This window comes from Streptomyces sp. NPDC048191, from assembly GCF_040652655.1.
GTDB lineage: Bacteria > Actinomycetota > Actinomycetes > Streptomycetales > Streptomycetaceae > Streptomyces.
This window is the reverse complement of sequence record NZ_JBEZMO010000005.1, coordinates 41,730-66,249: the sequence shown is the minus strand read 5'-3', so window position 1 is coordinate 66,249 and position 24,520 is coordinate 41,730. Positions and strand designations below refer to the sequence as shown.

Annotated in this window: 25 protein-coding genes; 16 read left to right on the top strand and 9 right to left on the bottom strand. The window is 69.2% G+C overall.

Translation table 11 applies throughout. The features are described 5' to 3' along the window. Positions 1–225: 225 nt before the first annotated feature. Positions 226–429, bottom strand: a complete 204-nt coding sequence (locus AB0D93_RS10840; RefSeq protein WP_362116471.1) for a DUF397 domain-containing protein — start codon at positions 427–429, stop codon at positions 226–228. Positions 430–437: 8 nt separating this feature from the next. Next, positions 438–1,289: a helix-turn-helix transcriptional regulator gene (locus AB0D93_RS10835; RefSeq protein ID WP_362116468.1), complete on the bottom strand. Its 852-nt coding sequence runs from the start codon at positions 1,287–1,289 to the stop codon at positions 438–440. Between the two features lie 205 nt (positions 1,290–1,494). Between AB0D93_RS10835 and AB0D93_RS10830 the strand changes: the two genes are divergently transcribed. Continuing rightward, on the top strand, positions 1,495–1,914 hold the full coding sequence (locus tag AB0D93_RS10830) for an ATP-binding protein (RefSeq protein WP_362116465.1): 420 nt from the start codon (positions 1,495–1,497) through the stop codon (positions 1,912–1,914). Beyond that, entirely contained in the window at positions 1,914–2,810 is an 897-nt protein-coding gene (locus AB0D93_RS10825; protein ID WP_362117219.1) for a hypothetical protein, read from the top strand. Before AB0D93_RS10830 ends, AB0D93_RS10825 begins: the two co-directional genes overlap by 1 nt. 654 nt (positions 2,811–3,464) lie before the next feature. Here AB0D93_RS10825 and AB0D93_RS10820 read toward each other — a convergent pair. From AB0D93_RS10820 to AB0D93_RS10800, 5 genes are all read right to left on the bottom strand, one after another. Continuing rightward, entirely contained in the window at positions 3,465–8,168 is a 4,704-nt protein-coding gene (locus tag AB0D93_RS10820) for a putative T7SS-secreted protein (RefSeq protein ID WP_362116462.1), read from the bottom strand. Beyond that, positions 8,168–8,830 (bottom strand): hypothetical protein, encoded by a 663-nt coding sequence (locus AB0D93_RS10815; protein WP_362116459.1) that lies wholly within the window; start codon positions 8,828–8,830, stop codon positions 8,168–8,170. The genes AB0D93_RS10820 and AB0D93_RS10815 overlap by 1 nt, the downstream gene beginning before the upstream one ends. After that, complete coding sequence (locus tag AB0D93_RS10810) at positions 8,827–9,348, bottom strand: hypothetical protein (RefSeq protein ID WP_362116456.1); 522 nt, start codon at positions 9,346–9,348, stop codon at positions 8,827–8,829. Before AB0D93_RS10810 ends, AB0D93_RS10815 begins: the two co-directional genes overlap by 4 nt. Positions 9,349–9,424: 76 nt before the next feature. Further along, entirely contained in the window at positions 9,425–10,075 is a 651-nt protein-coding gene (locus AB0D93_RS10805) for a CatB-related O-acetyltransferase (protein WP_362116453.1), read from the bottom strand. Between the two features lie 152 nt (positions 10,076–10,227). Then, positions 10,228–11,949, bottom strand: coding sequence for a glycoside hydrolase family 18 protein (locus AB0D93_RS10800; RefSeq protein ID WP_362116450.1), 1,722 nt, complete (start codon positions 11,947–11,949; stop codon positions 10,228–10,230). A 354-nt stretch (positions 11,950–12,303) separates the two neighbouring features. On the opposite strand from AB0D93_RS10800, the gene AB0D93_RS10795 reads away from it, so the two are divergent. From AB0D93_RS10795 to AB0D93_RS10730, 14 genes are all read left to right on the top strand, one after another. Further along, a complete protein-coding gene (locus tag AB0D93_RS10795; protein ID WP_362117216.1) occupies positions 12,304–13,137 on the top strand; it encodes a hypothetical protein in 834 nt (277 codons plus the stop codon). 58 nt (positions 13,138–13,195) lie between these two features. Further along, the gene (gene cpaB / locus AB0D93_RS10790) at positions 13,196–13,903 is read left to right on the top strand and encodes a Flp pilus assembly protein CpaB (protein ID WP_362116447.1); all 708 of its coding nucleotides are present in this window, start codon (positions 13,196–13,198) and stop codon (positions 13,901–13,903) included. A gap of 12 nt (positions 13,904–13,915) precedes the next feature. After that, a complete protein-coding gene (locus AB0D93_RS10785) occupies positions 13,916–15,151 on the top strand; it encodes an AAA family ATPase (RefSeq protein WP_362116444.1) in 1,236 nt (411 codons plus the stop codon). Positions 15,152–15,158: 7 nt separating this feature from the next. Further along, positions 15,159–15,539, top strand: coding sequence for a TadE/TadG family type IV pilus assembly protein (locus AB0D93_RS10780; RefSeq protein WP_362116441.1), 381 nt, complete (start codon positions 15,159–15,161; stop codon positions 15,537–15,539). 1 nt (position 15,540) lies between these two features. After that, positions 15,541–15,897 carry a TadE/TadG family type IV pilus assembly protein gene (locus AB0D93_RS10775; protein ID WP_362116438.1) on the top strand — a complete coding sequence of 119 codons (357 nt, stop codon included), beginning with the start codon at positions 15,541–15,543 and terminating at the stop codon, positions 15,895–15,897. Next, the gene (locus tag AB0D93_RS10770) at positions 15,894–17,231 is read left to right on the top strand and encodes a CpaF family protein (RefSeq protein ID WP_362116435.1); all 1,338 of its coding nucleotides are present in this window, start codon (positions 15,894–15,896) and stop codon (positions 17,229–17,231) included. The genes AB0D93_RS10775 and AB0D93_RS10770 overlap by 4 nt, the downstream gene beginning before the upstream one ends. Positions 17,232–17,238: 7 nt before the next feature. After that, positions 17,239–18,183, top strand: coding sequence for a type II secretion system F family protein (locus tag AB0D93_RS10765; RefSeq protein ID WP_362116432.1), 945 nt, complete (start codon positions 17,239–17,241; stop codon positions 18,181–18,183). A 16-nt stretch (positions 18,184–18,199) separates the two neighbouring features. Continuing rightward, positions 18,200–19,087, top strand: a complete 888-nt coding sequence (locus tag AB0D93_RS10760; protein WP_362116429.1) for a DUF5936 domain-containing protein — start codon at positions 18,200–18,202, stop codon at positions 19,085–19,087. Between the two features lie 409 nt (positions 19,088–19,496). Beyond that, entirely contained in the window at positions 19,497–20,741 is a 1,245-nt protein-coding gene (locus tag AB0D93_RS10755) for a histidine kinase (RefSeq protein ID WP_362117213.1), read from the top strand. Positions 20,742–20,752: 11 nt separating this feature from the next. Continuing rightward, positions 20,753–21,505 (top strand): response regulator transcription factor, encoded by a 753-nt coding sequence (locus AB0D93_RS10750; protein ID WP_362116426.1) that lies wholly within the window; start codon positions 20,753–20,755, stop codon positions 21,503–21,505. Between the two features lie 98 nt (positions 21,506–21,603). Further along, positions 21,604–21,801 carry a hypothetical protein gene (locus tag AB0D93_RS10745; RefSeq protein ID WP_362116423.1) on the top strand — a complete coding sequence of 66 codons (198 nt, stop codon included), beginning with the start codon at positions 21,604–21,606 and terminating at the stop codon, positions 21,799–21,801. A 50-nt stretch (positions 21,802–21,851) separates the two neighbouring features. Beyond that, the gene (locus AB0D93_RS10740; RefSeq protein ID WP_362116420.1) at positions 21,852–22,406 is read left to right on the top strand and encodes a pilus assembly protein TadG-related protein; all 555 of its coding nucleotides are present in this window, start codon (positions 21,852–21,854) and stop codon (positions 22,404–22,406) included. Positions 22,407–22,422: 16 nt separating this feature from the next. Continuing rightward, positions 22,423–23,004, top strand: coding sequence for a hypothetical protein (locus AB0D93_RS10735; protein ID WP_362116417.1), 582 nt, complete (start codon positions 22,423–22,425; stop codon positions 23,002–23,004). Positions 23,005–23,011: 7 nt separating this feature from the next. Continuing rightward, positions 23,012–23,626, top strand: a complete 615-nt coding sequence (locus AB0D93_RS10730; protein WP_362116414.1) for an OmpA family protein — start codon at positions 23,012–23,014, stop codon at positions 23,624–23,626. Positions 23,627–23,644: 18 nt separating this feature from the next. Here AB0D93_RS10730 and AB0D93_RS10725 read toward each other — a convergent pair whose 3' ends face one another. Beyond that, positions 23,645–24,058 carry a DUF3224 domain-containing protein gene (locus AB0D93_RS10725; protein WP_362116411.1) on the bottom strand — a complete coding sequence of 138 codons (414 nt, stop codon included), beginning with the start codon at positions 24,056–24,058 and terminating at the stop codon, positions 23,645–23,647. A gap of 9 nt (positions 24,059–24,067) precedes the next feature. Beyond that, positions 24,068–24,463 (bottom strand): DUF192 domain-containing protein, encoded by a 396-nt coding sequence (locus AB0D93_RS10720; protein ID WP_362116408.1) that lies wholly within the window; start codon positions 24,461–24,463, stop codon positions 24,068–24,070. Positions 24,464–24,520: the final 57 nt, after the last annotated feature.

Below are 24,520 nucleotides of genomic sequence, written 5' to 3'. Positions count from 1 at the left end.
AGGACGCGGACGGGTCCCGTTGCGTCGTAGGCGTGACGGGACCGAGCGGGCCCATCGGTGACACCCCTCGCGCGGATGTGCTGCTCTCCACGGCCTTCGCCGACGCACGCGTGGACATGCCTGCACATCCTCGCGGGTGATCTCGACGCCCGGCAGGGCGACCTGACCGAACCGGCGCCGGGAAAGAACGCGGGCCCGACGACCACCGCGAACGGGTGAACCGGGTCAGGCGGACCTGGGGGAAGAAGTCCCCTTCAGGGAGTCGATGAAGGGGACGAAGGCGGTGGCGGGGAAGGTGAGGGTGGCTCGGGCGGGTGTTTTGGAGTCGCGGATGGCTATGTGGGTGTCCAGGTCGGCCACTTCGACACAGTCGTTCCCCTCGCCTCCGCCGGAGAAGGACGACTTCTTCCACGAGGTGGTGATGTTCATGCCGGTCCTCACAGCTCCTTCGCCAACTGGTGGATGAGGTCACGCGACTGCTCGGGGGACAGTGCCTGTTCCCGCACCTTACGGAAGAGTTTTCGAAAGTGCTCCAGTTGGGCTTCGGAGTCGACGAAGGCTGTGCCGTGTGGAGCGTCGCGTACGACGGTGTCCAGTCGGGGGACCGCTCCACCGAGGTGAACCATGGTGCTTCCGGCTCCCGCGAAGTCGTGCAACGCGAAGGGGATGATCCGCACCGCGACATGGTCGGCCTCGGACACTTCCAGGATGCGGTTCAGCTGAGCCCGGGAGGCTGCCCGTCCGGCCACCTGAATGCGGAGCGCTGCCTCATGGATCACGGTCTCGTACGGGATGGGCTCGGGCCCGTCGATGACGACCCTCCGCTTCATCCGGTGCTCCACGCGGAGGTCCACTTCGCTGTCCGGGAACTCGGGATTCATGTAGGCGAAGAGGGCTCGGGCATAGTCCTCCGTCTGAAATAGCCCCGGTACGTGGATGACTGCCACGTCGTGGCGGAACGTCGCGTGATGGTCCAGCTCGGCGAGATCCTGGTAGGCGGCTGGTAGGACAGCCCGGTATTCCTCCCACCACCCCCGGGTACGGTCGGTCGCCATGTACGCAAGCGCATCGATCAACTCTGCATCGGCACAGGCATAGTTGGCGGCAAGTCGACGCACACGCTGCTCGCTCACACCCGCGATCCCGGACTCGATCTGACTCATCTGGACGGAGCTCGCCCCCAATAGGCTCGCCGCCTCAGTCGCTTTGAGGCCGGCCGCCTCTCGCAGCCTGCGCAGCTCACTGCCCAGGCGTACCTGGCGAGCGGTGGGGTGCCGACGTGCTGGCACGGTGCCCTTCTTTCATCAACGGCCTTGATGAGGTGACTCGTTCGAGGGTCAGATTACGCGACCGGCTTGCCGTGAATGAAATTTATGACCTACCTTCAGTGACGTACCGCATACGCAGCGGAAGCGCACCGTGTCGTCCTGCCATGACGGCTGCGGCAATGCCACCGCGCGCGAAATCCCCTCACCTCGACGGAGTTGATGACGCATGCCCGAAAACGAGTCCTTCGAGTCCTGGGGCTACACGCTCTACATCCCCAACGACCTCAGAGCGGTGACTGTGTGCCGCCGCACCCTGCGCCTGATCCTGACGCTGCATGGTCTGATCGGGATCGTGGACACCGCCGAACTGCTGGCGGCGGAGCTGGTCTCGAACGCCGTACGGCACACCAAGGGGCCGGCGGCGCTGAGGGTCCGCCGCACGCCGGAGGGGATGGTGTGGATCGGGGCGTGGGACACCGACCCCGCGCCGCCGGATCCGCCGCGTCCGCTGGAGCGGGTGGCGGAGCTGGAGGACGGGCGGGGGCTGGCGATGGTGAAGAGTTGCTCGGACTACTGGGGCTGGCAGCCTACGGCGCGGTTCGGGGACCGGGGGAAGTACGTGTGGTGTGAGCTGGGGGCGGCGTGATGGTCGGCTCGTCGCACGAGGCGTTGCACCGGATCTTCCAGAAGGATCCGACGCTGCTCACGAAAGCGTTACAGAAGGTCCTGCACGTGCCCTTCCCTCAGCCGCGGGAGATCGCGGCGCTGAACATCGACCTGACCGAGATCGAACCGGTCGAGCGCCGTGTGGACACGCTGCTGCGGGCGGAGACGGACGAGGGCACGTACCTGCTGGTGGTCGAGTCGCAGGGGAAGGTGGACGAGCGCAAGCGGGGCAGCTGGCCGTACTACCTGAGCTATTTGTATGAGAAATTCCGTTGCGAGCCGGTACTGATCGTCATCACCCAGAGCAGTACGACGGCCAGGTGGGCCTCGCGCCCGATCCGGCTCGGATTCCCGGGCTGGGAGTCGCTGACGGTACGGCCGCTGGTGCTCGGCCCGGACAACGTGCCGGTGATCGCGGACGAGCGACAGGCCCAGAAGGACGTCCCCCTTGCGGTGCTGTCGGCCATGACACACGGGCGTGGCCCGCAGGCTCCGGCCATACTGGAATCCCTGGCCGCCGCCCTGCGGACCATCGACCCCGACAGCGCCGCAGTCTTCGTGCAGTTTGTCGACTCCTGCCTGGCCGACCCCCAGGCGAAGCAGATGTGGAGGGACCTGATGACGGCGATCCAGTACTTCTGGCGACACCCGCTGGCCGAGCAGGTACGCGAAGAAGGACGGGAGCAGGGACTGGAGCAAGGCCGGGCCCAGGCCAAGGCGGAGATGGTGCTCCAGATCCTGGGATGGCGCAAAATCCCGGTGCCCGATACCTTCCGCGAGCGAGTCGAAGCCTGCACGGACCTGGCCCAGCTGGAGGCCTGGGCCCAGCGTGCCGTACATGCCACGGATGCGGCGGAGTTGTTCGCTGACGAGTGAGCAAGTGACCGTCGAGCCGCTCGCTTCTCGGCCAGTTTCGTGCTTCCGGGAGGCATGGGGAAGCAGCGAGCAAGCGGCCCGAAAGGGCGATGGCCCCGACGGTGTTGGGGGCAGCCGGGGGTTCCGGCGCCGGCAATATATCGTCGGTGTATCGAAGAACAGCCTGCTCGATATCTGAGGCCTCTGTCCACGTGGCGGGTTCCGTGAGCTCCGGAACCCGCCACGTGGCGGACCGCACGACGTCATTTGCCCTGCCGATATGGGACGGGTGAGGAGAATTACCTCAATTCATCTATGCGGTGCCGCGTAGCGGTCCGAATCGCGATGGCGCGTGGTGGTTGCCTTCATCTTCGTGCCACTGGCAACTGGCCGCTTGAATATATCCCTCACCTTCATTCAGGAGGAAGAGGGTGCCGTGTGACGGGGTGATTCCACGCTTTTGTAGGAATTCTGCGCGCTCGTTCTCGTCAAGTTGTGTGATCTCCAGATCTTTATAGCTAGGCCTTAGGTGTATCAACTCGACGGCTGGGAAAAAGACGTCGATGCGCGTCTCGTAGAGTTGTGGCTGGAAGCTCCTGAGGAGCAGTGAGGAATGTGAAACAGAGTACTGCCATACTTGGAATCCTCGACTCCAATAAGCAACTTGACGCACTATTACCTCGCAGGCATGGGCCAGGTGGTTGGTTCGGGGACTATAACCGCTTTACCGTTCTCGTAAAACGTGATCGTATCCCAGGTGCGATCTTCTAGTCGGACGGCCTTTCCGATGTGATACATCTCGCGTTCTGTTGCCCACCAGTTCCAGTCGTCGCCCATGCCATTCTTGTAAGCATTCATGAACTTCTCTGCTGGGGTGTCTCCAAAGAATCCATCCATGAGGACGTGGAGATGGACGTTCGGGTTGTGCGCTGCGGCCCTCACCTCGGATTCCCATCCTGTATGGTTATCAAGAAAGTGTGTATATCCGTTTTCTTCTGCGAATCTACGCAAATTGTCTGGATTGGCCGGGTCCGGATTTCGGATACCGAGTGCCACATTATTAGGGCATGTGTCTGGTGCGAGACCTAGCGCGTCAGTCTGTCGATGTGGGGCATGGACGTATGTGGCGGGATTGGGATCAGGTGCGAGCCCGAGAGGATCCGGAGTTAGGTACCGAGCCGTTTCGGGATCGAAATGGCGGAAGTAGTTGTAATGAAGGCCCGTTTCCAGGTCGCAGTACTGGCCCGGGAAGCGTAGCGGAGTGTACGCCGTACTGTCCCTGGCCCAGGCCGTCGCCCCCCACAGAGTGCTCCGGGCGCGCCAAGCCACATCGCCTTGTTCGTCGACGAGTTCACTCGGGGTGCCGACAAGGTCTGTGATGATGGCGAAGAAACGGGAGTCGATTTCTTCTTGTGGGGCGTCGGCCGCGACGATGCGTTCGGTTTGGGTGATGGGGCTGAGGCCCTGGTGCTCCCAGGTGAGAGTGACAGGGTGGAGCCCCTCAGATGTTGTGGTCTGTTCGCAGAGAGTGGTGCCGTCCCACGTGAAGTCCACCTCCTCCAGGACCGTTTCGCCGTCCTCGGCCATGCGGAGTTTGGCTGTACGGCGGCTCAGGGGGTCGTAGGTGTAGCGCCAGCGGGTGCCGTCGGGGGTGATCACCGAGGTGAGGCGGTCCTCGGCATCCCATTCGTAGTGCCAGGTGTCCGGCTTGCGGGACAGGCGGGTTTTCTGGCGGAGGGTGATGCGGCCGAGGGCGTCGTGTTCGTAGCGGACGTTGCCGGCTCGGGTGAGGCGGGTGCCTGTGTAGGTGCGTGGGCCCGTTGCTTCCGTGCCCGGGTGGTCCGACGGCCAGGACGCTTGGGTCTGGTTGCCTGCCTCGTCGTAGGCGTAGCTTTCCGTCCAGTTCGTCGCGTGGACTGCCGTGACCCGGCCTGTTGCGTCCAGGTCGAAGCGGCGGGTGCCGGACAGGTGGTCTTCGATGCCGATCACGTTGCCGTCGGCCCGGTAGGTGTACGCCCGGTGCTGGACCCTGTGGCCCGCAGCTCCGGTCACCGACTGGGTGGTCAAGCGGCCCAACGCGTCGAAGGTGTGCTCCAGCGTGAGCGTTTCGCCGAAGTGGCGGGTCAGTTCGCGGCCCGCCTCGTCGTACGTGAAGTCGATGGCTCGGCCTGATGCCACCATGTTCGTGCGGTGGCCTGCTGCGTCGTACGTCCAGGTGGTGACGGCGCCTGTCGGTGTGGTGCGGCCCGTGCGGCGGCCCAGGGCGTCGTACGTGTATTTCACCGTGCGGCCGTTGACGGTCTCTGAGTGGAGGCGGCCGTAGCGGTCGCGGAGCAGTGTCAGGGTTGTGCCGCCCGGGCCCGTGGCCTGGGCCAGTTGGTCGGTGAAGTCGTATGCGTACGTCGTCACCTGGCCTGCCGCGTCTTTGCGGATCACCTGGCCCAGCTCGTTGCGCTCGAATGACGTCACCTCGCTGAGGGCGTTCTGGCGTGAGACCAGGCGGCCCGCGCCGTCGTACTCGTACGTCAGTGTGCGGTGGTCGAAGTCCGTCTCCGACAGCAGGCGTCCGGCCGGGTCGTAGACGTACTCCCACGTCAGGCTCTGTGGGTTCGTGACCTTTGTCAGGCGCAGTTCTGTGTCGTGGGTGAACTCGTAGCGGACGCCGTCAGGGCCTGTGCGGGCGCTCAGGAGGTCGAAGTGGGTGTACTCGAAGCAGGAGAGGCCGCCCAGGGGGTTGGTGTGGCTGGTGCAGTTGCCTTCGCCGTCGTACGTCCAGGTCTCCGTCGTGCCGTCTGGGGCGGTGCGGCGGGTCAGGTGGCCTTCGATCGACCATTCCAGCCGGGTTGTGGCGCCTGTCGCGTCCGTGATCGCGGTGGGGTGGCCCAAAGCGTCCCGTTGGTATCGGGTCACCGCGCCCAGCGGGTCCGTCACCGTCACCGGGAGGCCGGTGCGGTCGCAGACCACGGTCGTGATGTGGCCCAGCGGGTCCGTGACGGAGGTCAGGTGGCCGGCCTCGTTGTACGTGAACCGGGTCGTCTGGCCTGCCGGGTCCGTGACCGATGTGCGGTTGCCCCGCTCGTCATACGTCTGGCGGATCACCGTGCCGTCCGGGTTCACCACCTTCACCGGCAGGCCCAGGTCGTTGTACTGCGCCTTCGACTCGCGCCCGTCCGGGCGGGTCACCGACGTGAGGTTGCCGGCCTCGTCGTACTCGAATGTCGTCGTGTGGCCCAGTGGGTTGGTCGTGGAGAGGAGGCGGTTGTAGCGGTCGCGGACGTAGCGGGTGGTCGCACCGAGTGCGTCTGTCTCTGCCACCACCTGCCAGGCCCCGTTGACCAGGTAGCGGCGGGTGTGGCCCTCGCCGGTCGTGGCCGTGGTGGTGCGCAGGCCTGTCGTGGGGTCCGGGTCCTCGTACGTCAGGCGCAGGGCCATGTGGCCTGCCGCGCCGGCCTCGGCTATGCAGCGGTCCTGGTCGTCGTACTCGTAGGTGTAGGAGCGGTCGTTGGTGTCCGTCCAGGATGTGATCCGGCCCCGGTCGTCGTAGGTGAAGCGGAGGGGCAGGGCGGAGGAGTTGATGACCTCGGTGAGGTTGCCGTCCGTGTAGGCGAAGCGTTTCAGCTCCTCGCCCGTCGCGGTCAGGTGGTACGCCGTGATCCGGCCCGAGTCCGTGGTGATGCTCACGCCCTGGCCGGCACTCGTGTGGATGGCGAGGGGTGTGCCGTCGGTGTCGTAGTCGAAGGTGATCCAGTTGCCGTTGCGGTCGTCTACCTGTTCCAGGACCGCGAGGCCGGGGCCTTGGTCGGCGAAGTGGCGTACGCGGCCGGTGCGGGGGTCGATGATCGTGTAGCCGCCGTCCACGCGGTCCAGGGCAAGGCGGGGGCCGTGGCTGGGGAGGGTCGGTACGCCGGGTGCCGGGTGGGGGTAGGACAGGAGGAGGCCGTCTTCGGTGACGTAGACGACTCCCTCGGCGTCGATCTCCAGGCGCTGGTCCAGGGTGGAGGACCAGGAGGGGCCGAACCAGCGGCCCAGGTGGTAACCGGACTCCACCCGACGCCCGAGTACCAGCGGCAGTGTGCCGGGGAGGGTGACGTCGGTCTGCGGCAGGTACATCTTGCCGGTGGCGAGGTCGATGGGGTCGGTGCCGCCGCTGTATACCGAATCCGGATCCCGCGAGGGCTCGTGCGGGTCCTGGCTGACCTTCTCTCGGGCCGACCCGCGGGCCGCGTCCTCCGCCCCGGCCCGTGCCTCTCGCCGTGCGGCGGCTTCCGCTGCGTCCCGTGCCAGGCCGGCCTCCGCCCCGGCGCCGTCGCCGAGGAGGAACTGGGGGGCCATGCGGCCGCCGAACTCCGAGGGGTCCTTGCGGAACTGGGTCCACATGTCCTTCAGGGCGCGGTCGGGGTGGGAGGCGGTGGAGACCAGGCCGGAGAGGGTCATGCTGACGTTTTGCATGTACTGGGCGGGGTGGGTGAGGTTGTAGGGGTCCTCGGGGTCCAGGCCGCGGGCGAAGTTGATCAGGCCGGCCGTGCCCTTGACGAGGCCCCCGCCGAAATGGGTGAGTTCGATGCCGGTGGACACGGCGTTGTCCACGAGGTCGCCCTTGAGACGCTCCAGCGGCGGAGGCTCGGCCGGGGAGTGCGCGAGGGCCGCCTTCACCTTGCTCTGTGCCTCGCAGGCGGCCGTGTTGCGCTGTTTGCGGGCCTCGGCGAGCTTGTGGACGGCGGCCTGGACGCCGGCCTTGCCCGGATCGTGGAACGGTCCGGGTTTTGCGCCCGGGTCCTGGTCTGTTTTGACCTTGGCGTTGTAGGCGTCGACCTTCTTGTTGTAGGCATCGACGGCGTCCTTGGACGCCTGCACCCCCTTCCTGTACAGCGCTATGGCGTCCTTGGCCTGGCCCTGCGCCCACTGGACGCTGTCGGCGTACGACTCAAGGGCACCGGCGGCCGTATGGCAGGCCTCGGCCGCCTGCGCCCACTTGGCGGGGTGGACCCCGAACTTCTTGCGGAAGGCGTCGCCGCCCTCGCCCTGCCAGCCGGAGGAGTCGACCTTCTTCAGACCCTGACTGACCTTGGTGAAGGCGGCGCTGAAGTCGCGCAGGTGCTTGGCGCTGGCGCGGATCGTGGCAGGGTTGCCGTGGACGAGTTCGTTCGCCTCGTCCGTCTGGCCGAGCTGCTGTTCCCCGGGGGTCGCGCCCAGGTCGGAGGCGACCCCGTCGCCCCAGTCCTCGAGCTTGTCCGCCCATTTGTGCAGTCCGACGTGGTCCAGCTTGTCGCCGACCTTGTGCGCGGCCCAGTCGACGCCCTCGCCGAGCTTCTCCTTGCCCTTGTCGTAGACATGCTCGGCACCGCCCAGCAGCGCATTGGTCACATCCCCCAGGCCCATCAGCCCGCACCGCCCTGCTGCCCGGCGGTCTTGGCGCGGTCCTCGGGGGAGGGGCCGAGGGTGTCGTCCAGCGCCTTGTTGTAGGCGTCGTCCGAGATGCCGAACTCGCCGTGCACATCGGCCGGGTTCAGACCCGGCGGGGCGATGGTGTGGGACGTCATGACGTCGTGTGCGGCGCCCTTCCAGCCCTGCTTGCTGTTGTCCCAGGCCGTCTCGAAGGACTGCCCGCTGTAGTCCGGGTGGGTGTAGGCGTGGGCGGTGCTGCCGGCCCACTGGCCCCAGCTCATCTTCTCGACGTCTTCCTCAGAGGCGTACGGGTTGCCCACCAGCGAGTTCGCACCGACCTTCAACGCACCGCCGACGTACTGATCGGTCTCGTAGTACGTGCCCGCCGCCAGACCCGTCTTCCCGGCGAAGCCGTTGCCCTCGTTGATCAGCGAGCGCACACCCCACTCCCAGCGCTCACAGAACGACTTGAACGCGCCCGTCAGCCCCTCATGCCCCAACTCCAGCCCCGACAGAGCGATCTCACCGAAGCCACGCCCGGCCCCCGCCTCACCGACCATGCCGAGCTCCCTCAGCTCACCCAGCGCATCGGTCAGACCCTTGGCGATCAACGCCAGCCCGTCCGTCCTCAAGTCCTTGCCACTGCTGTCGGTCATGCCGCATCCCCCGTCCCCGTCCCGGTGTCGACCGCCGCCCCGTCCGCCACGATCCCCCGCACCGGCGGGAACAGCGCCCCCTCGCCCTCACTGCCCACATCCAACGCGACCCCGCACGGCACCCCCACCGCCACCACCCCCGCATCCAGCAGACGCGCCCCCAGCCACCGCTGGTACGCCCACTCCCGCTCACCCTCACCTCGCGCGACCGCGAAACGGGCCAGCGCACGCTCGTGAGAGAAGGCGTAGATCCAGCGGACACCACCGGAGTCGGCCGTCAACGGCGCCTCGTCTTCGTCCACCGGCACCAGCACCGCCGTACGACGGAATGCGCCCAGCAGCACCGCGAACGCGCGGCGCCTGCGCTCGACGGCGTCCGGCGACCGAACATCAGGTGAGGGGACGCGGGGCGAGGACTCGGATCGCCCCTCGTCGGATCCGGCCACGTCCATGTAGTCGTACAGCCGTGACCTCGGTATTCGTGCGGTCGAGTCGGAATCGCCCCCGTGTTCGGTCATGCGCCGGATCCTCACACTGGGCCTTCGCGGACTGCAACGCGGTACTCGCGTCACCGCACGGAAATGGCCGAATGTGTCACGTCTGGCGGGCGTCCGGCGCCGCGGCCTCCAGATCGTCGACGCTCCCCGACATGATCGTCCGCACGTGCTCGGTGATGTGTTCCGCCGGCCAGTCCCACCAGGCCACCGCCAGCAGGCGGGCGATGTCGCGGTCGTCGTAGCGGGTGCGGATGAGGCGGGCCGGGTTGCCGCCGACGATGCCGTAGTCGGGGACGTCGCCGGCGACCACGGCTCCGGTCGCGATGATCGCGCCGTGGCCGATCCGTACGCCCGGCATGACCGTCGTGCCGTGGCCGAACCAGACGTCGTTGCCGACGACGGTGTCCCCGCGGTTCGGCAGGCCGGTGAGCAGGTCGAAGTGGTCGGCCCAGGAGCCGCCCATGGTGGGGAAGGGGAAGGTCGAGGGCCCGTCCATGCGGTGGTTGGCGCCGTTCATGATGAACCGCACGCCTGTGCCGAGGGCGCAGAACTTGCCGATGACCAGCTTCTCGGGACCGTAGTGGTAGAGCACGTTGCGCGTCTCGAACGCGGTCGGGTCGTCCGGGTCGTCGTAGTAGGAGTACTCCCCGACCTCGATCAGGGGGGATTGCACCAGCGGCTTGAGCAGCACCACCCGCGGCTGCCCGGGCATGGGGTGGAGGACCGTCGGGTCGGCGGGTACGGGCATGGTGAGCGCATCCTCAGGGGTTGTTCGGGGTCGGTGACCGATCCATGATCGACCTCCGAGCCGTTCAGGACATCCGGTTTGTCGTCTGCGCCGACGCGCGAGGACGCCCGGGCCGTCGAAGGCCCGGGCGTCCTCGCTACGCGAAGGTCATGTCACGGCAGCGCGTGCACATGCGCTCCCACCGCGTTCGACCAGGCGTTCCCCGACGACGCGTCCCAGTTCGTCGACCAGGTCATCGCGCCCCGCAGGTCCGGGTAGGTCCTGGACGGCTTGAAGGAACCGCAGTTCGTGCCGGCCGTCAGGCAGTCCAGGGCGTTGTTCACCACGGACGGTGAGACGTAGCCGCTGCCCGCCGCGCTCGTCGAGGCCGGGAGGCCGAGGCCCACCTGGGAGGGGGACAGGCCGCCCTGGAGCTGGATGCAGGCGAGGGCGGTGAGGAAGTCCACCGATCCCTGGCTGTAGACCTTGCCGTCGCAGCCCAGCATGGAACCGCTGTTGTAGTACTGCATGTTGACGACCGTGAGGATGTCCTTCACGTTCAGCGCGGTCTGGAAGTAGGAGTTCGACGTCGACTGCATGTCGATCGTCTGGGGGGCCATCGTGAGGACGAGGGAGGAGCCCGCCTTTGCCGACAGGGCGCGCAGTGCCTGCGTCATGTACGTCGCGTTGAGTCCGTTCTCCAGGTCGATGTCGACGCCGTCGAAGCCGTACGTCTGCATCAGGGAGTACACCGAGTTGGCGAAGTTCGTCGCCGACGTCGAGTCGTTGATGGACACCGTGCCGTTCTGGCCGCCGATGGAGATGACGACCTTCTTGCCGGCCGCCTGCTTGGCCTTGACGTCCGCCTTGAACTGGTCGACCGTGTAGCCGCCGAGGCCCGAGGAGTCCAGGTTGAAGGTCACCGCTCCCGGCGTCGAGGTGGCGTCGGCGAAGGCCACCGCGATGATGTCGTACGACGACGAGACGTCCGACAGCTTCTGGACCGTGGCGCCGTTGTTGAAGTTCTGCCAGTAGCCGGTCACCGCGTGCTTGGGCAGGGCGCCACCGCCGCCGCTGCTCCCGCCGGAGGTCGTGGTGGCCGTCACCGACGCCGACTTCGCCGACTCGCCCGCCGCGTTCGTCGCGGTCACCTGGAAGGTGTACGACGTCGACGCCGACAGGCCCGTCACGGTCGCCGACGTGCCCGTCGCGGAGGTCACCTTCGTGCCGTTCCGGTACACGTTGTAGCCCGTCGCGCCGGAGACCGCCGACCAGGACAGGGAGACGGACGAGGACGTCGTACCGGAGACCGCCAGGCCGGACGGCGTGGACGGGACCGTGGGGGCGGGGTCGCCGCCTCCGCCGCCGTCGGGGCCGTAGACCGAGACGTCGTCGGCGTAGTAGGCCGCCTGGCCGTACCAGCCGTGCGTGTAGATCGTGACCGATGTCGTTGACGCGCCGGTGGTGAAGGTCGTCGAGAGCTGCTTCCAGGACGCGGTGTCGGGGGTCCACGTCGAGACGTCCGTCGTGCCCGTGCCCGTCACGCCCAGGTAGGAGTAGCCGCCCTGGACCCATGCGCTCAGGGTGTACGTGGAGTTGGGCTTGACCGCGACCGTCTGGGTGCACTGGGCGTCGTCCTGGCCGGCCGGGGTCGCCTTGAGGGCCGCGGTTCCGCCGTGCACCGGGGAGGAGACGGTCGTGCCGCTGCCCGCCGTGCACGTCCAGTTGGCGAGGCCCGACTCGAAGCCCGCGTTCTTGACGTTGTTGACGTCCGCGGCGGAGGCGGGGCCGGCGGCGGCGGTGAGGCCCGCGACGGAGAGGGCCAGGGCCGTGGCCGCGGACCACAGGGTGATTCGCCGTCCACGGGGTCTGGGTATGCCTGGTGCATGGTCCACTGGGGCCTCCGGTGGGGAAGTGGGGTCCGGCGAGGGAGCCTGGGGAGGGGAGGGAGAGGCGGTGGCCACCGTCCGGCTACAAGTTGGTCCAGACCAATCCGGGTGTCAAGAGGTCCAGACCAAATACGTTTCCGGTTCGCCGCTCAACCTGTCCGGTTTTGGCGGGACTTGTGCCGGACGAGTTCCACGCGAGCTTCACAAACGCTGTTCTCCGGTCATTCGGCCGTGGATACAGTGCTCACGTAGTCACGCAGTGAAGTCGTCCTGGCTCACGGGAGTGACCTCCGTGAGCCGGCGGGTGTGAAGAGCGGGGAGCTGCGCGTGCCAACTGCCATTGCCGTGACCAGTGCCGACATGGCACTGCCGGCACAGGACGAACGGACCATGCCGGCCGTCGTGCTGAGCGGCCTCGACCAGCGGCCGCTGGAGCACACCCTCACCGAACTGCACACCCTGACCGAGCAGTACGGATACGTCATCGTCGTGTGCTCGACCGCGACGCCCGAGCCCGTGGTGCGCCGGCTCCACACCCTGCGCTCGCTGCTGGAGAGCGACCGCATCGCCGTGTTCCGGCCGCCCGAACTGCCCCCGCTGGCCATCGCCGTGCTCGCCCGGCAGCTGCGTCAGCTCGCCTCCTGCGACCTGAGCCCCGGTGTGCTCGCCTCCGCCGGGCGACTGCTCACCCACTACGTCCACGCCGGCGCCGTGCTCGGCTCGGTCGCCAGGCTGGACCGGGTGCCGGTCGGACTGAAGGCGCACGCCAAGTCGTGGGTGCCCGGCAGCCAGTTCGCCGTACTCGCCCATCCCGAGCCCCAGCTCGTGCGCACCGGTCCCGGCGTCACCCTCAAGGGACCGGAGTTCAACACCTGGATGCTGGTCGCCAGAGGACAGCAGGCGCAGGGCGACTGGGTCTCCGGGCTCGCGGGGCAGTGGAGCGTGCACGGTCTGCGCGAGGTCCCGCTGCCCGCCGAGTCCCCGGTGTGGTGGGGGACGGGCCGGACGACCGAGTTCTGCAGCTACCTCGCCGATCTGTCCGTTCTGTATCAACTGGTGACGTCGGTACGGCAGTCCAGCTGTCACTGGTGCGGACTCGACGTCATCGGCGACCGCTGTGTCTTCTGCTCCGCCACCCCGCCCGCGTACGAACCCGCCGCGCCCCGCGCCCTGGAACAGCGCACGCCCGCCTGACCCGGCCAACCAGTCCGCATCCCGCTCGACCGATTCCCCCAATGAGGTTGCACGGTTCATGAACTCCCGTCAGCGCCGCGGCGTGATACTCCTGATCCTCTCGGTCCTGTGCGCTCTCGGCGCGTTCGCCGGCGTGCTCTCCGTGGTCCACAACGTGAACTCCAAGGTCGGCCCCGAGGTCACCGCCTACCGGGTCAGGTCCGACGTGAAGCCGTACACCGCGCTGAGCGGCGACCAGTTCGAGAAGACCAAGATGCCCAGGCGGTGGCTGTCCGGCACCGCGGTCACCGACCTCCGGCAGATCCAGGGCAAGATCGCGGTGACCACCCTGCGCGCCGGCTCCCTCCTCCAGACCGACATGATCGTCGACCAGCCCGCCCTCCAGCCAGGACAGCAGGAGGTCGCCATCATGATCGACGCGGCGACCGGTGTGGCGGGGAAGATCACCCCGGGATCGCACGTCAACGTGTACGCCACCTTCCCCGGCAAGAAGGAGGGCGACCCGGACCAGTCGAAGATCATCGTCACCGACGCCCGGGTCCTCGACGTCGGCCAGATCACCGCCCTCGACCCGGACCAGAGCAAGAACCAGCAGCAGCCCAGCGAGGCCGTGCCGATCACCTTCGCGCTGTCCACCCTCGACGCCCAGCGCATCACCTACGCCGAGTCCTTCGCCCAGCGCGTCCGGCTCGCCCTGGTGGCACCCGGCAGCGAGACCAGCGTCCCCGACAAGGACCGCACCTACGAACTCGCGACGGACAAGTGAGAGGCGGCCCGCATGCCCACCAGGATCCTCCCGGCCGGCGCGGACCCCGACGCGGTCCGCTCCCTCGTCACCCTGCTCAGCCAGCTCCCGGACGCCGAGCCGCAGTCACCCGCCGGCGACTCCACCCAGCTGGTCGACACCCTCGCCCGCCTCGCCGCCGAGTCCGTGGACGAACTGCCCGAAGTCGTCGTCGTGCACGAGCGGATCGGCCCGGTCCCGGCCCTGGAGCTGATCCGTGAGGTCGCCCTGCGCTTCCCCGCCGTCGGCGTCATCCTCGTCACCACCGACGCCGGCCCGGGCCTGTTCTCCGCCGCCATGGACTCCGGCGCCCGCGGCCTGGTCGCGCTCCCGCTGTCGTACGAGGAACTCGCCAGCCGCGTCCAGGCCGTCGCCCAGTGGTCGACGGGGGTACGGCGCCATCTCGGCCACGGCGCCGACGTGTTCGGCGGAGCCGGCGGTACGGTCGTCACGGTCAGCGGCGCCAAGGGCGGCGTGGGCACGACGCTGACGGCCATCCAGCTCGCCCTTGCCGCGCAGGCCTCCGGGCGGCCGGCGGCCCTGGTCGACCTGGACCTGCAGACCGGGGACGTCGCCTCCTTCCTGGACATCCAGTTCCGACGGTCGGTGGTCGACCTCGCCGCCATCACCGACATCTCGCCCCGCGTCCTCGCCGACGCCGTCTTCCGCCACGACACCGGGCTCGCCCTGCTCCTCGCCCCCGCCGAGGGCGAACGCGGCGAGGAGGTCACCGACCGGGCCGCCCGCCAGATCGTCAGCGCGCTGCGCTCCCGCTACGAGGTGGTCGTCGTCGACTGCGGCGCCCAGCTGAGCGCCGCGGGCGCCGCCGTGGTGGAGATGGCCGACACCGCGCTGCTCGTCACCACGCCGGACGTCGTCGCCGTACGCGGCGCCAAGCGGACGGTACGGATGTGGGACCGGCTGCAGATCCGCAAGGCCGAGGAGACGACGGTCGTCGTCAACCGGCACACGCGCAGCACGGACATCCAGCCCGCGCTGGTGCAGCGCATCACCGGCACGGCGCTCGCGCGTACCGCCGTTCCCGCCAACTTCAAGGAACTTCAGGCCGTCGTGGACGCCGGACGGCTCCATGAGCTCGACAACAAGAGCACTGTGAAGCAGGCGCTGTGGGGGCTCGCGGGAGAGCTGGGTCTGGTGAAGGCGGCCGAGGGGGCGGCGCACCGCGGGAGCGGGCGCGGCCCCGGCGGATTCCGGCGGCGGAAGGAGTGAGCGCTCCATGAGAAGGCCCGACGGAGACCGGGGGCAGGTCAGCATCGAGTTCCTCGGCATGACGCCGCTGATCGTCCTGACGCTGGTGCTGGTGTGGCAGGCCGTACTCGTGGGGTACACCTTCACGCTCGCCGGGAATGCTGCCGACGAGGCCGTGCGGGCGGGGACGGCCGCGGCCCCGGGCGGCGCACGGCAGGCGGCCTGCTCGGCGGCGGGGCTGAAGGACCTGTCGGCGGCGTGGAGGGGGAGTGCCAAGGTGACCTGCAGTCCGAGCGGCTATGTGACGGCCGACGTCGCGCTGCACGTCCCCGTCCTCTTCCCCGGCCTGATCGACTTCCCGGCCACGGTGACCGGCCACGCCGGTGCCGTCGAGGAGGTGAAGCGCTGAGATGCCGTACCGGCGCGGGCGACGGGACGCGGGCCAAGTCGCCATCGAATACCTCGGGTTCCTCCCGGTGCTGCTGATCGTCGGGCTGGCCGGCATCCAGATCGGCGCCGTCGCCTACGCCGCCGAGCAGGCCGGCACGGCGGCCCGGGCGGGGGCGCGGGCCGCGTCGCTGCAGCAGTCGTACGGGCAGGCCTGCGCGGACGCGGTGAGCGGCGGGATGACGGTGAACTGTTCCGCCGCCGAGGGAGACGACTCCGTGACCGTCACCGCCACCGTCCACATCCCCAAGATCGTCTGGGACTTCGGCAACGCCACCAAGTCCGCCACCATGCCGCTCGACCACAGCGAGGAGCCATGAGCCTGCGGGCACGCATCAGCACTCCGGAGGAGCACGGCAGCCGGGGCGAGGACGGCCACCTGGTCGCCTCCTACCGGGCCAAGCTGCTGGAGGAGATCGACCTCGCGGAGATGAGTTCGCTCGCGGCCGCCGAGCGCCGGGCGCGCCTGGAGCGGGTGCTCGGGCACATCATCAGCCGCGAGGGCCCGGTGCTGTCGACCGTGGAGCGCTCGCAGCTGATCCGCCGGGTCGTGGACGAGGCGCTGGGCCTCGGCATCCTTGAGCCGCTGCTGGAGGACGCGTCGATCACCGAGATCATGGTGAACGGCCCCGACGCGATCTTCGTCGAGCGGGGCGGACGCGTGGAGCAGCTGCCGCTGCGGTTCGTCTCCGCCGACCAGCTGATGCAGACCATCGAGCGGATCGTCTCCACGGTGAACCGCAGGGTCGACGAGTCGAACCCGATGGTGGACGCCCGCCTGCCCTCCGGCGAGCGCGTCAACGTCATCATCCCGCCCCTGTCGCTGACCGGCCCGATCCTCACCATCCGCCGCTTCCCGCGCTCCTTCACCCTGCAGGAGCTGATCTCCTTCGGCTCGCTGGACGAGCACATGGTGTACCTGCTGGCGGGCCTGGTGCAGGCGAAGTTCAACATCATCGTCTCGGGCGCCACGGGCACCGGGAAGACGACCCTGCTGAACGCGCTCTCCGGACTGATCCCCTCCCACGAGCGCATCATCACCATCGAGGACTCCGCCGAACTCCAACTCCAGCAGACGCACGTGGTCCGCCTGGAGTCGCGGCCGCCGAACGTCGAGGGCAAGGGCCAGGTCAGCATCCGCGACCTGGTCCGCAACTCCCTGCGCATGCGCCCCGACCGGATCGTGGTCGGTGAGGTCCGCGGCGGCGAGTCCCTCGACATGCTCCAGGCGATGTCCACCGGCCACGACGGTTCGCTCGCCACCGTCCACGCGAACAGCGCCGAGGACGCGCTGACCCGGCTCCAGACCCTCGCCTCCATGTCCGACGTCGAGGTCCCCTTCGTCGCCCTGCACGACCAGATCAACAGCGCGGTCGACGTCATCGTCCAGCTCACCCGGTTCGCCGACGGCGCCCGCCGGATCACCGAGATCGCGCTCCTCGACAGCCACGGCGGGGAGCCGTACCGGATCGCGACCGTGGCCCGCTTCGACGCCCAGCCCATGACCTCCGACGGCCGCGTGTACGGCGCCTTCCGGTACTTCCCGCTGCCCCGCCGCACCGCCGACCGCCTCTACATGGCGAGCCAGCCCATCCCCCAGGCCTTCGGAGTCGCCGGCTCCGAGGACCAGCTCGCCACCCGAGAAGCCAGGTAGGCCACCCATGGAACTCCACACCCTCGTCCAGCTCACCACCGGCGTGACGCTGCTGACCTGCGTCCTGGCGGTGGCCGGCGTGCACACCTACGCCTCGGGCCGGGCCCAGCGCGCCGCCCTCGTGGACCGCCTCTCGCACACCGGCCCGCTCCCGGCCACCGGCCGCAGACGCCGCTTCCGCGACCTGGACCGGCGGCTGCGCCGCACCCGCTTCGGCCGCTGGCTCGAGCTGCGCCTCGCCGCGACCGGCCTGGACGTCACCCCGGGCGAGTTCTTCGTCTACATGCTCGCCACGGTCGCCGCGCTCTGGCTGATCGGCCAGGCCACCCTGGCCCCCTTCTTCGGCCCGATCGCCGGCCTCCTCGGCATCTGGGCGGCGGTCCAGTTCCTCAACTGGCAGCGGCAGAAACGCATCGAGCGGTTCATCAACCAACTCCCCGAACTGGCCCGCATCCTGGCCAACGCCACCCAGGCGGGCCTCGCCCTGCGCACCGCGATCGGCATGGCGGCGGAAGAACTGGAGGCTCCGGCGGGCGAGGAACTGGGCAAGGTCGCCGACCAACTGGCCATCGGACACTCCCTCGACGACGCGCTCGGCGAGCTCGCCGAGCGCCTCCCGTCGCGCGAACTGGTCGTCCTGGTCACCACCCTGGTCCTCTCGAACCGGGCGGGCGGCCAGGTGGTGTCGGCCCTGCGCAACCTCACCGAGACGCTGGAGGAACGCAAGGAGACCCGGCGCGAGATCCGCACCCAGCTCTCCCAGGTCACCATGACCTCGTACGCCGTCCCCGTCCTCGGCGTCGGCGCGCTCTTCCTCATGAACGCGGTCAAGGACGGCGCGCTGGCCCGGATGACCGGCTCCCCGGTGGGCCAGGGCTGCGTGATCGTCGCGTTCGCGATGTACGCCGTCGGCTTCGTCCTCATCCGGCGCCTGAGCCGGATCGACGTGTGAGGAGGCCGACGACCCGATGGCATTCCTGCTCGCACTGCTGATGGGCCTCGCCGTCTGGGGCGCCTTCACCGGCATCCGCATGTACCGCGCGGAGGCCAGGCTCCCCGGCGACCTCGCCCTCGCCCTGGAGGTGGGCGCCACCCGCACCGGCGCGGTGGGCTCGGTCATCGACCGGATGGGCATGCGCTACGCCCCCGCCGTGCTGCGGCTGATGGGCCCGCGCCTGGTCGCCAAGTACCGCCGCAGGATCGACCTCGCGGGCAACCCCGGCGGCCTGACCATCGACCGCTACGCGGCCCGCCGGGCGGTCTACGGCGCACTCGGCGGCGTGGGCTGCCTGGTCTTCCTCCTCCGCGGCCAGTGGTTCGTGGCCGTACTGCTGCTGCTCTTCGGCGCGTTCTGGACGGAGGTCGGCATCTGGTCGGCGATCCGGGTCCGCAAGGACGTCATCGAGCGCACCCTGCCCGACTTCCTGGACGTGCTCGCGGTGGTGGTCAGCGCCGGGCTCGGCTTCCGCCAGGCCCTGGACCGCGTCGCCTCGCGCTACGAGGGCCCCTGGGCCGACGAACTGCGCATCACCCTGCGCCAGATGGACCTCGGCATGAGCCGCCGCCAGGCCTTCGCGGAACTGCGCCGCAGGAACGACTCCGAGCAGGTGGCGATGTTCGTGACGGCGTTGCAGCAGGGCGAGGAACTGGGCGCGCCCATCGTCGACACGCTCGTCTCCCTCGCCAAGGACATGCGCCGCACCGACGCCCAGAACGCCCGCCGCAAGGCCGCCCGCGCGGTCCCCAAGGCCACGCTGATGATCACCACGTTCATGGTCCCGGCCACGATGCTCTTGCTGGGCGCCGGCCTGCTCCTCGGCTCGGGCGTGGACTTCGGCTCACTCACGGGGAAGTGAGGCGGACGTGACGGTGGCGGGTCTGACGGGGCGCGGCGGCGGGGGCGGGGAAGGTGCGCTCTTCGGAAGCCGGGTGAGAGGGGCGATGGCCCGTCTCCTACACCGGGTACGCGGACCGGAGCCGAGGGCCGGGGCAGCGGCCGGCCGGAGGGCTGGGGTGGTGGCCGGGGCGGGTGCCGGTGCCGGTGTGGCGGCTGGTACGACGGCTGGGGTGGTGGCCGGTGTGGCGGCTGGTACGACGGCTGGTGTGGTGGCCGGGACGGGTGCCGGTACGACGGTGGGATCGGCTGCCGGTGTGGAGGCCGGTGGGATGGCCGGTGTGGTGGCCGCTACGGCGACCGGTGTGGAGGCCGGGGTCGGTGTTGGCGTGCCGCCCTCGGAGAAGATCCAGGTCCGTGCCCTGCAGGCCATGTGCCGGCAGGTCTTCGGCTTCCGTCTGGCCATGATCGCCCTGGCCGCCCCCGCCGCCCTGCTCAACGCGGCCCCCGGCCTGGGCGTCCGCCTGGTCGGCGCGGCCGTGGTCGTCACCTTCATGGTGTCCTACGTCCTCTTCCGCGACTGGGAACGCTTCGGCCCCCTCCTCCTGCGCCACCCCAGCCTCCTCGCCGCCGACACCCTCTTCGGCTCCTTCCTCCTCATCTCGGCCGGCCCGGACACCACCCTCGCCTACGTCAGCGTCTGCACCCCGCTCCTCGCGGGCCTGGTCTACAGCTGGCGCGGCGCGGCCTGTTTCGCCTCGCTCCAGTCCCTCATCCTCCTGCTGGTCCACGCCACCCTGAAGGCCGACCGCCACGCACCGGTCGCCGAGGCTCTTCTCCTGCCCGGCCTGTGCGTCATCGCCGGCGCCATGGGCTCGACCCTGCGCAACCTCATGCTCCGCTTCGGCGCCGCCACGCACGCCCTGACGACGGCCCAGGCGCGCCTCGCGGCGGCGGAGGCGGTGAGTGCGGAACGCGCCCGGCTGGCCCGCGAGATGCACGACTCCGTGGCCAAGACCCTGTACGGCGTGGCCCTGGCGGCGGACGGCCTCGCGGAGACGGCCTCGACCGACGCGCCGGACCCCGACCGCATCAGACAGCAGGCGGAACTGGTGTCCCGCTCGGCCCGCAGGGCGGCGGCGGAGTCGAGGGAACTGCTGACGGACCTGCGCGGGCGGCAGCCGGACGCGTCGGGCGGGACCGAGACGACGGTGTGGCACGAAATCGCGGGCGTGGCCCGGGGTTTCACGGCTCGCACGGGACTCCCGGTGGCGTGTTCCTGGCTGGACGGCACGACGGGAGCGGACGACACGGACACGGACACGGACCAGGACCTCCCGGCCCCCCTGCCCGCACTGCCCGCCCCCACGGCTCGCCACCTCCTCTCCATCACCACGGAAGCCCTGGAGAACACCCACCGCCACGCGTCCGCGACCCGGGTGGAGGTGCGGGTGGCGGTGCACGGCGGCCTGCTGCGCCTGACGATCCACGACGACGGCCGGGGCCTGCCGCCCGCCACGACACTCGAACGGCTCCGCGCCGCCGGCCACTTCGGCCTGCTCGGCATGGTGGAGCGGGCCGCACAGATGGGCGCCCGGATCCGCATCGGCCGCGGCGGCCACGCGCGGGGCACGGAGGTACGTGTGGAACTCCCCCTGTCATTCCGGGAAGCCTGAGAGGAGGCACCATGCAGCACGGTCACCCCTGGCCCGAGACCCCCTCGCCGGCCCCTTCCCCCCTGCGTCTGCTGGTGGCCGACGACAACCCCGTGGTCCGCGCCGGCCTGACGGCCCTGCTCTCGGGCCGCGAGGACACCACGGTGGTGGCGGAGGCGGCGGACGGCCGCGAGGCGTACGAGGCGGCGCTGCGGCACCGGCCGGACGTGATCCTCCTGGACGTCCGCATGCCCGGAGTCGACGGAATCTCGGCATTGCCGCACCTGGTACGGCTGGCGCCGGTCATGATGCTGACCTACAGCCACGAGACGGAGACCGTACGGGAGGCGTTGCGGCTGGGAGCGGGGGGATACCTGGTGCACGGCGAGTTCACGACGGAGCAGTTGGTGCGGGCCGTGCGGGATGTCCGGGAAGGGCGGCCGCATGTGACGCCCGGGGCGGCGAAGGCGTTGCTGACGGAGCTCAGGGCGAATGCACCTGCACACGCGAAACATCAAGTCCCGCATATTTTAGGCAAAAGCGAGCTCCAAGGTCTTTCGCAATTGCAATCACCTATGGGACAGTCGTCCCGTTCACGTTTCCGGCTGAGCACGAGGGAGGCGGAGATCATGGACCTCATCGCGTCCGGCATGACCAACCAGCAGATCGCCGCCGCGTGCTTCATCTCCGAGAAGACCGTCAAGAACCACATCAACCGCATCTTCGCCAAGCTCCAGAGCACCACGAGGTCGCAGGCGGCCGCGAAGTGGCTGGGGGTGGCTTGAGGTGGAGTGGGTCCGGGGTTGGGCCCTGGGGCCCTTGGGTGACGGGAACGCCGGGTCGTACGTTGCCGAAATCGGAGGCGAACCCGGAGGGGACCACCATGAGCAACTGGTTCAACACCACCGTCGCGTATCTACAGTCCCGCGCCGCCCGCGGCGACAGGGGGCAGACCGCGGTGGAGTACCTGGGGATCATCGCGGTGGTTGTGGCGATCGTGTTGGCGATCACGGGTACGAGCATCGGACAGACGATCTTCGACGCGATCAGGAACAAGATCAGCGAGGTCACCGGGGGCTGATTCCTCCCCGTAGCGACGCAGGGCAGGCCTTCCCCATCTACATCACGGTGGTGGCGGGCCTGCTCTTTCTTGCTCTCGTCTACCTTGCGGTCGGCCAGGCGGCGGTGAACCGCAGCGGGGCCCAGGCGGCGGCTGACGCGGCGGCACTCGCGGCGGCCCAGAACGAGCGTGACCAACTCACGGCGCAGTGGCTCAAGGTTCTCGCCGACCCCACGAAGTGGCAGGAGATCTTCGACGGCAAGGCGACCTTCGATGTCGACCCGTGCGGGCGGGCCCGCCGACTCGCCGCGGCGAACGACGCCGTGCTGAACGGCTGCTTTCCGCCCGGGTTGCTGAAGTACCAGGCCGACGTGAAGACCAACAGATCGGTCGGGCGGTCCGTCGTGCCCGGTTCGGAGGACTTCAAGTCCACGGCTTCCGCCACCGCCGAGATCCAGCCCCTCTGCAGCAAGCTCCCCGACGAGGGTGCGGACAGCAAGGCGCTGCCCGCACTCGCCTGCAAGGGCAAGATCTGGCATCTGAAGCCGGACCAGACGACGGGGCTCCCACAGCCCCAAGACCTCTTCGACGTCCACCTGACCGACTCACCGGCGAACGATGAATGACGAAGGAAGCGGAGCGATGAGCATGCGGTTCACTGCGAAGGCCCGCAGGGGGATGGTCGCATTGGCCGTTGCGGCCGGCCTGGCGGTCGGTGTGGCCGGTTGCGGTGGAAGCGGTGGCGACGACAAGAAGCCGGACGGTTCGGCGTCCGCTTCCAAGGCTACCGGCCCGAACCCGAGCACCCAGCAAGGGCAGTCCGACCAGCCGCTGGCCGAACTGAAGGGCACGGATGGCCTGCTTCTCCAGATCACCTCCGCGCAACGTGATTCTGGTGGCTTCGTCACTGTGAACGGCACCTTGAAGAACGACGGCGCCAAGGATCTGCTCATCCCGTCAGCCCTCAGCGGCAACGAAACCGAGATCACCAAGAACGGCCCGTCCTTGGGCGGAGCCACCCTCGTCGACTCCAAGGGCAAGAAGCGCTACTACGTACTGCGCGACACGGAGGGCCGCCCGCTGACCACGACCGGTCTCAACACGCTCAAGGGGGGCCAGTCACTGCCGGTCTTCATGCAGTTCCCGTCCCCGCCCACGGAGACGACCGACGTGACCCTCCAGCTGCCCACCTTCTCCTCCGCCGACATCAAGATCTCCGGATGAGGCCCAAGTGACCACCCCCCGTCTCGCCCTCGCCCTCACCGCCGCCGCGCTCCTGCTCGCCACCACCCCCGCTCACGCCGATGACACCGACCCCAGCCCGCCCCCCGCCACCGAGCCCTCCGCCAGTGCCCCGGTGAAGATCGACTCCACCGATCCCGATCTCAAGCTGCCCGAGGGTGCCACCCTCGCCGCGCCCAAGGTGCTGGACATCAAGTCGGTCGTCGAGGACCAGAGTGGGGACGAGCGGCGGGAGGACACCAACGCCGACGTCACCTTCGCCCTCCAGGCCGAAGTCCTCTTCGGCAAGGACAGCGCCAAGCTCGGTGACGAGGCGAAGAGCCGGATCGCCGCCATCGCGGAGGAGATCAAGAAGCAGCACGCGACCCAGGTCCGCGTCTTCGGCTTCACCGACAACCTCGGCTCCTCCGCGCACGGCGACATCCTGTCCAGGCAACGCGCCAACGCCGTACAGGCGGTCCTGGACCAGGACCTGAACGACCCGGACATCACCTTCGAGGTCCGCGGCTACGGCGAGCAGTTCCCGATCGCCGACAACTCCACCGAGGAGGGCCGCAGGAAGAACCGGCGGGTGGAGGTGTCCTTCCCGCGTACGCAGGGGTGACCCGGCGGCGAAGGCCCGCTACTCACCCACCTCGTACTCGAACCAGATCCGATGGGTGCCGTCCGCGTCGATCTCCAGGCCGCCGGTGCCCCGGATCCCGGTCAGCGCCCCCGTCCCGCTCCCCGGCACGATCACGAGGAAGTCGGCCTCCCTGCCCTCCCCGAGGGTCGTCGCCGAGTGGGCGAAGTTGAAGGCGCCGCTCAGCCCGCCCAGCGTCCCTTCGAAGGACTCCATGGCGACATACGTGCCGGTCCCGCTCGACTGGTCGTACGCCGCGGTGAACAGCGTCCCGGACACTCCGGCGACCCCGCCCTCGTACCGCTTCCGCATCGTGGCCACCCCGACCGGCACCGCCGTCTCGACCGCCGGTTCCGGCAGCCGCACCTCCGCCGGGGTGAAGTCCTCGACCTCGAACGTGCCTGAAGCTCTCATGTCGCGATGCTAGAGCCCGCCACTGACAGCGCCCTCGGTCTCGACGCTCACCCGCACCCCCGCCCGCAGGCCCCACCCCGCCATCGTCCCCGCCTCCGCCTCCAGTACGTGCCGGGCCCGCAGCCGGGGCAGGCCGAGTCGGCCCGGGTTCATCGTGCGGACGGCACGGACGGTCAGGTGGCGGTCGAGGTAGGCGACGTCGATCGGGATGCGCATGCCGAAGGTGTGCACCCCGCTCGCCGGTGACAGCAGCATCGCCCCGTCGACCGTGTCCCGGCCCAGCAGCCCCTTCGTACGGGCCCGGTAGGAGGCCGCGATCTCCAGGGGAAGGACCACCGGGTCCCGCCCACCCTGCGCGCCCGGCACGATCAGCCTCCCGGTCCCGTCCCGCCAGCGTCCGCCCATGTGCCCTCCCGCTCTCCCGCCTACGTGTCGCGCCGCCAACTCTGCGCCGGGGAAAAC

Coding starts and splice junctions, on each gene's coding strand:
- AB0D93_RS10775 (WP_362116438.1), top strand. CDS start 15,541: ATGCCGTACCGGCGCGGGCGACGGGACGCGGGCCAAGTCGCCATCGAA.
- AB0D93_RS10750 (WP_362116426.1), top strand. CDS start 20,753: ATGCAGCACGGTCACCCCTGGCCCGAGACCCCCTCGCCGGCCCCTTCC.
- AB0D93_RS10820 (WP_362116462.1), bottom strand. CDS start 8,168: ATGGGCCTGGGGGATGTGACCAATGCGCTGCTGGGCGGTGCCGAGCAT.
- AB0D93_RS10765 (WP_362116432.1), top strand. CDS start 17,239: ATGGAACTCCACACCCTCGTCCAGCTCACCACCGGCGTGACGCTGCTG.
- AB0D93_RS10720 (WP_362116408.1), bottom strand. CDS start 24,463: ATGGGCGGACGCTGGCGGGACGGGACCGGGAGGCTGATCGTGCCGGGC.
- AB0D93_RS10810 (WP_362116456.1), bottom strand. CDS start 9,348: ATGACCGAACACGGGGGCGATTCCGACTCGACCGCACGAATACCGAGG.
- cpaB (WP_362116447.1), top strand. CDS start 13,196: ATGAACTCCCGTCAGCGCCGCGGCGTGATACTCCTGATCCTCTCGGTC.
- AB0D93_RS10755 (WP_362117213.1), top strand. CDS start 19,497: ATGTGCCGGCAGGTCTTCGGCTTCCGTCTGGCCATGATCGCCCTGGCC.
- AB0D93_RS10760 (WP_362116429.1), top strand. CDS start 18,200: ATGGCATTCCTGCTCGCACTGCTGATGGGCCTCGCCGTCTGGGGCGCC.
- AB0D93_RS10780 (WP_362116441.1), top strand. CDS start 15,159: ATGAGAAGGCCCGACGGAGACCGGGGGCAGGTCAGCATCGAGTTCCTC.
- AB0D93_RS10735 (WP_362116417.1), top strand. CDS start 22,423: ATGAGCATGCGGTTCACTGCGAAGGCCCGCAGGGGGATGGTCGCATTG.
- AB0D93_RS10785 (WP_362116444.1), top strand. CDS start 13,916: ATGCCCACCAGGATCCTCCCGGCCGGCGCGGACCCCGACGCGGTCCGC.
- AB0D93_RS10830 (WP_362116465.1), top strand. CDS start 1,495: ATGCCCGAAAACGAGTCCTTCGAGTCCTGGGGCTACACGCTCTACATC.
- AB0D93_RS10745 (WP_362116423.1), top strand. CDS start 21,604: ATGAGCAACTGGTTCAACACCACCGTCGCGTATCTACAGTCCCGCGCC.
- AB0D93_RS10725 (WP_362116411.1), bottom strand. CDS start 24,058: ATGAGAGCTTCAGGCACGTTCGAGGTCGAGGACTTCACCCCGGCGGAG.
- AB0D93_RS10805 (WP_362116453.1), bottom strand. CDS start 10,075: ATGCCCGTACCCGCCGACCCGACGGTCCTCCACCCCATGCCCGGGCAG.
- AB0D93_RS10815 (WP_362116459.1), bottom strand. CDS start 8,830: ATGACCGACAGCAGTGGCAAGGACTTGAGGACGGACGGGCTGGCGTTG.
- AB0D93_RS10840 (WP_362116471.1), bottom strand. CDS start 429: ATGAACATCACCACCTCGTGGAAGAAGTCGTCCTTCTCCGGCGGAGGC.
- AB0D93_RS10770 (WP_362116435.1), top strand. CDS start 15,894: ATGAGCCTGCGGGCACGCATCAGCACTCCGGAGGAGCACGGCAGCCGG.
- AB0D93_RS10795 (WP_362117216.1), top strand. CDS start 12,304: ATGGCACTGCCGGCACAGGACGAACGGACCATGCCGGCCGTCGTGCTG.
- AB0D93_RS10825 (WP_362117219.1), top strand. CDS start 1,914: ATGGTCGGCTCGTCGCACGAGGCGTTGCACCGGATCTTCCAGAAGGAT.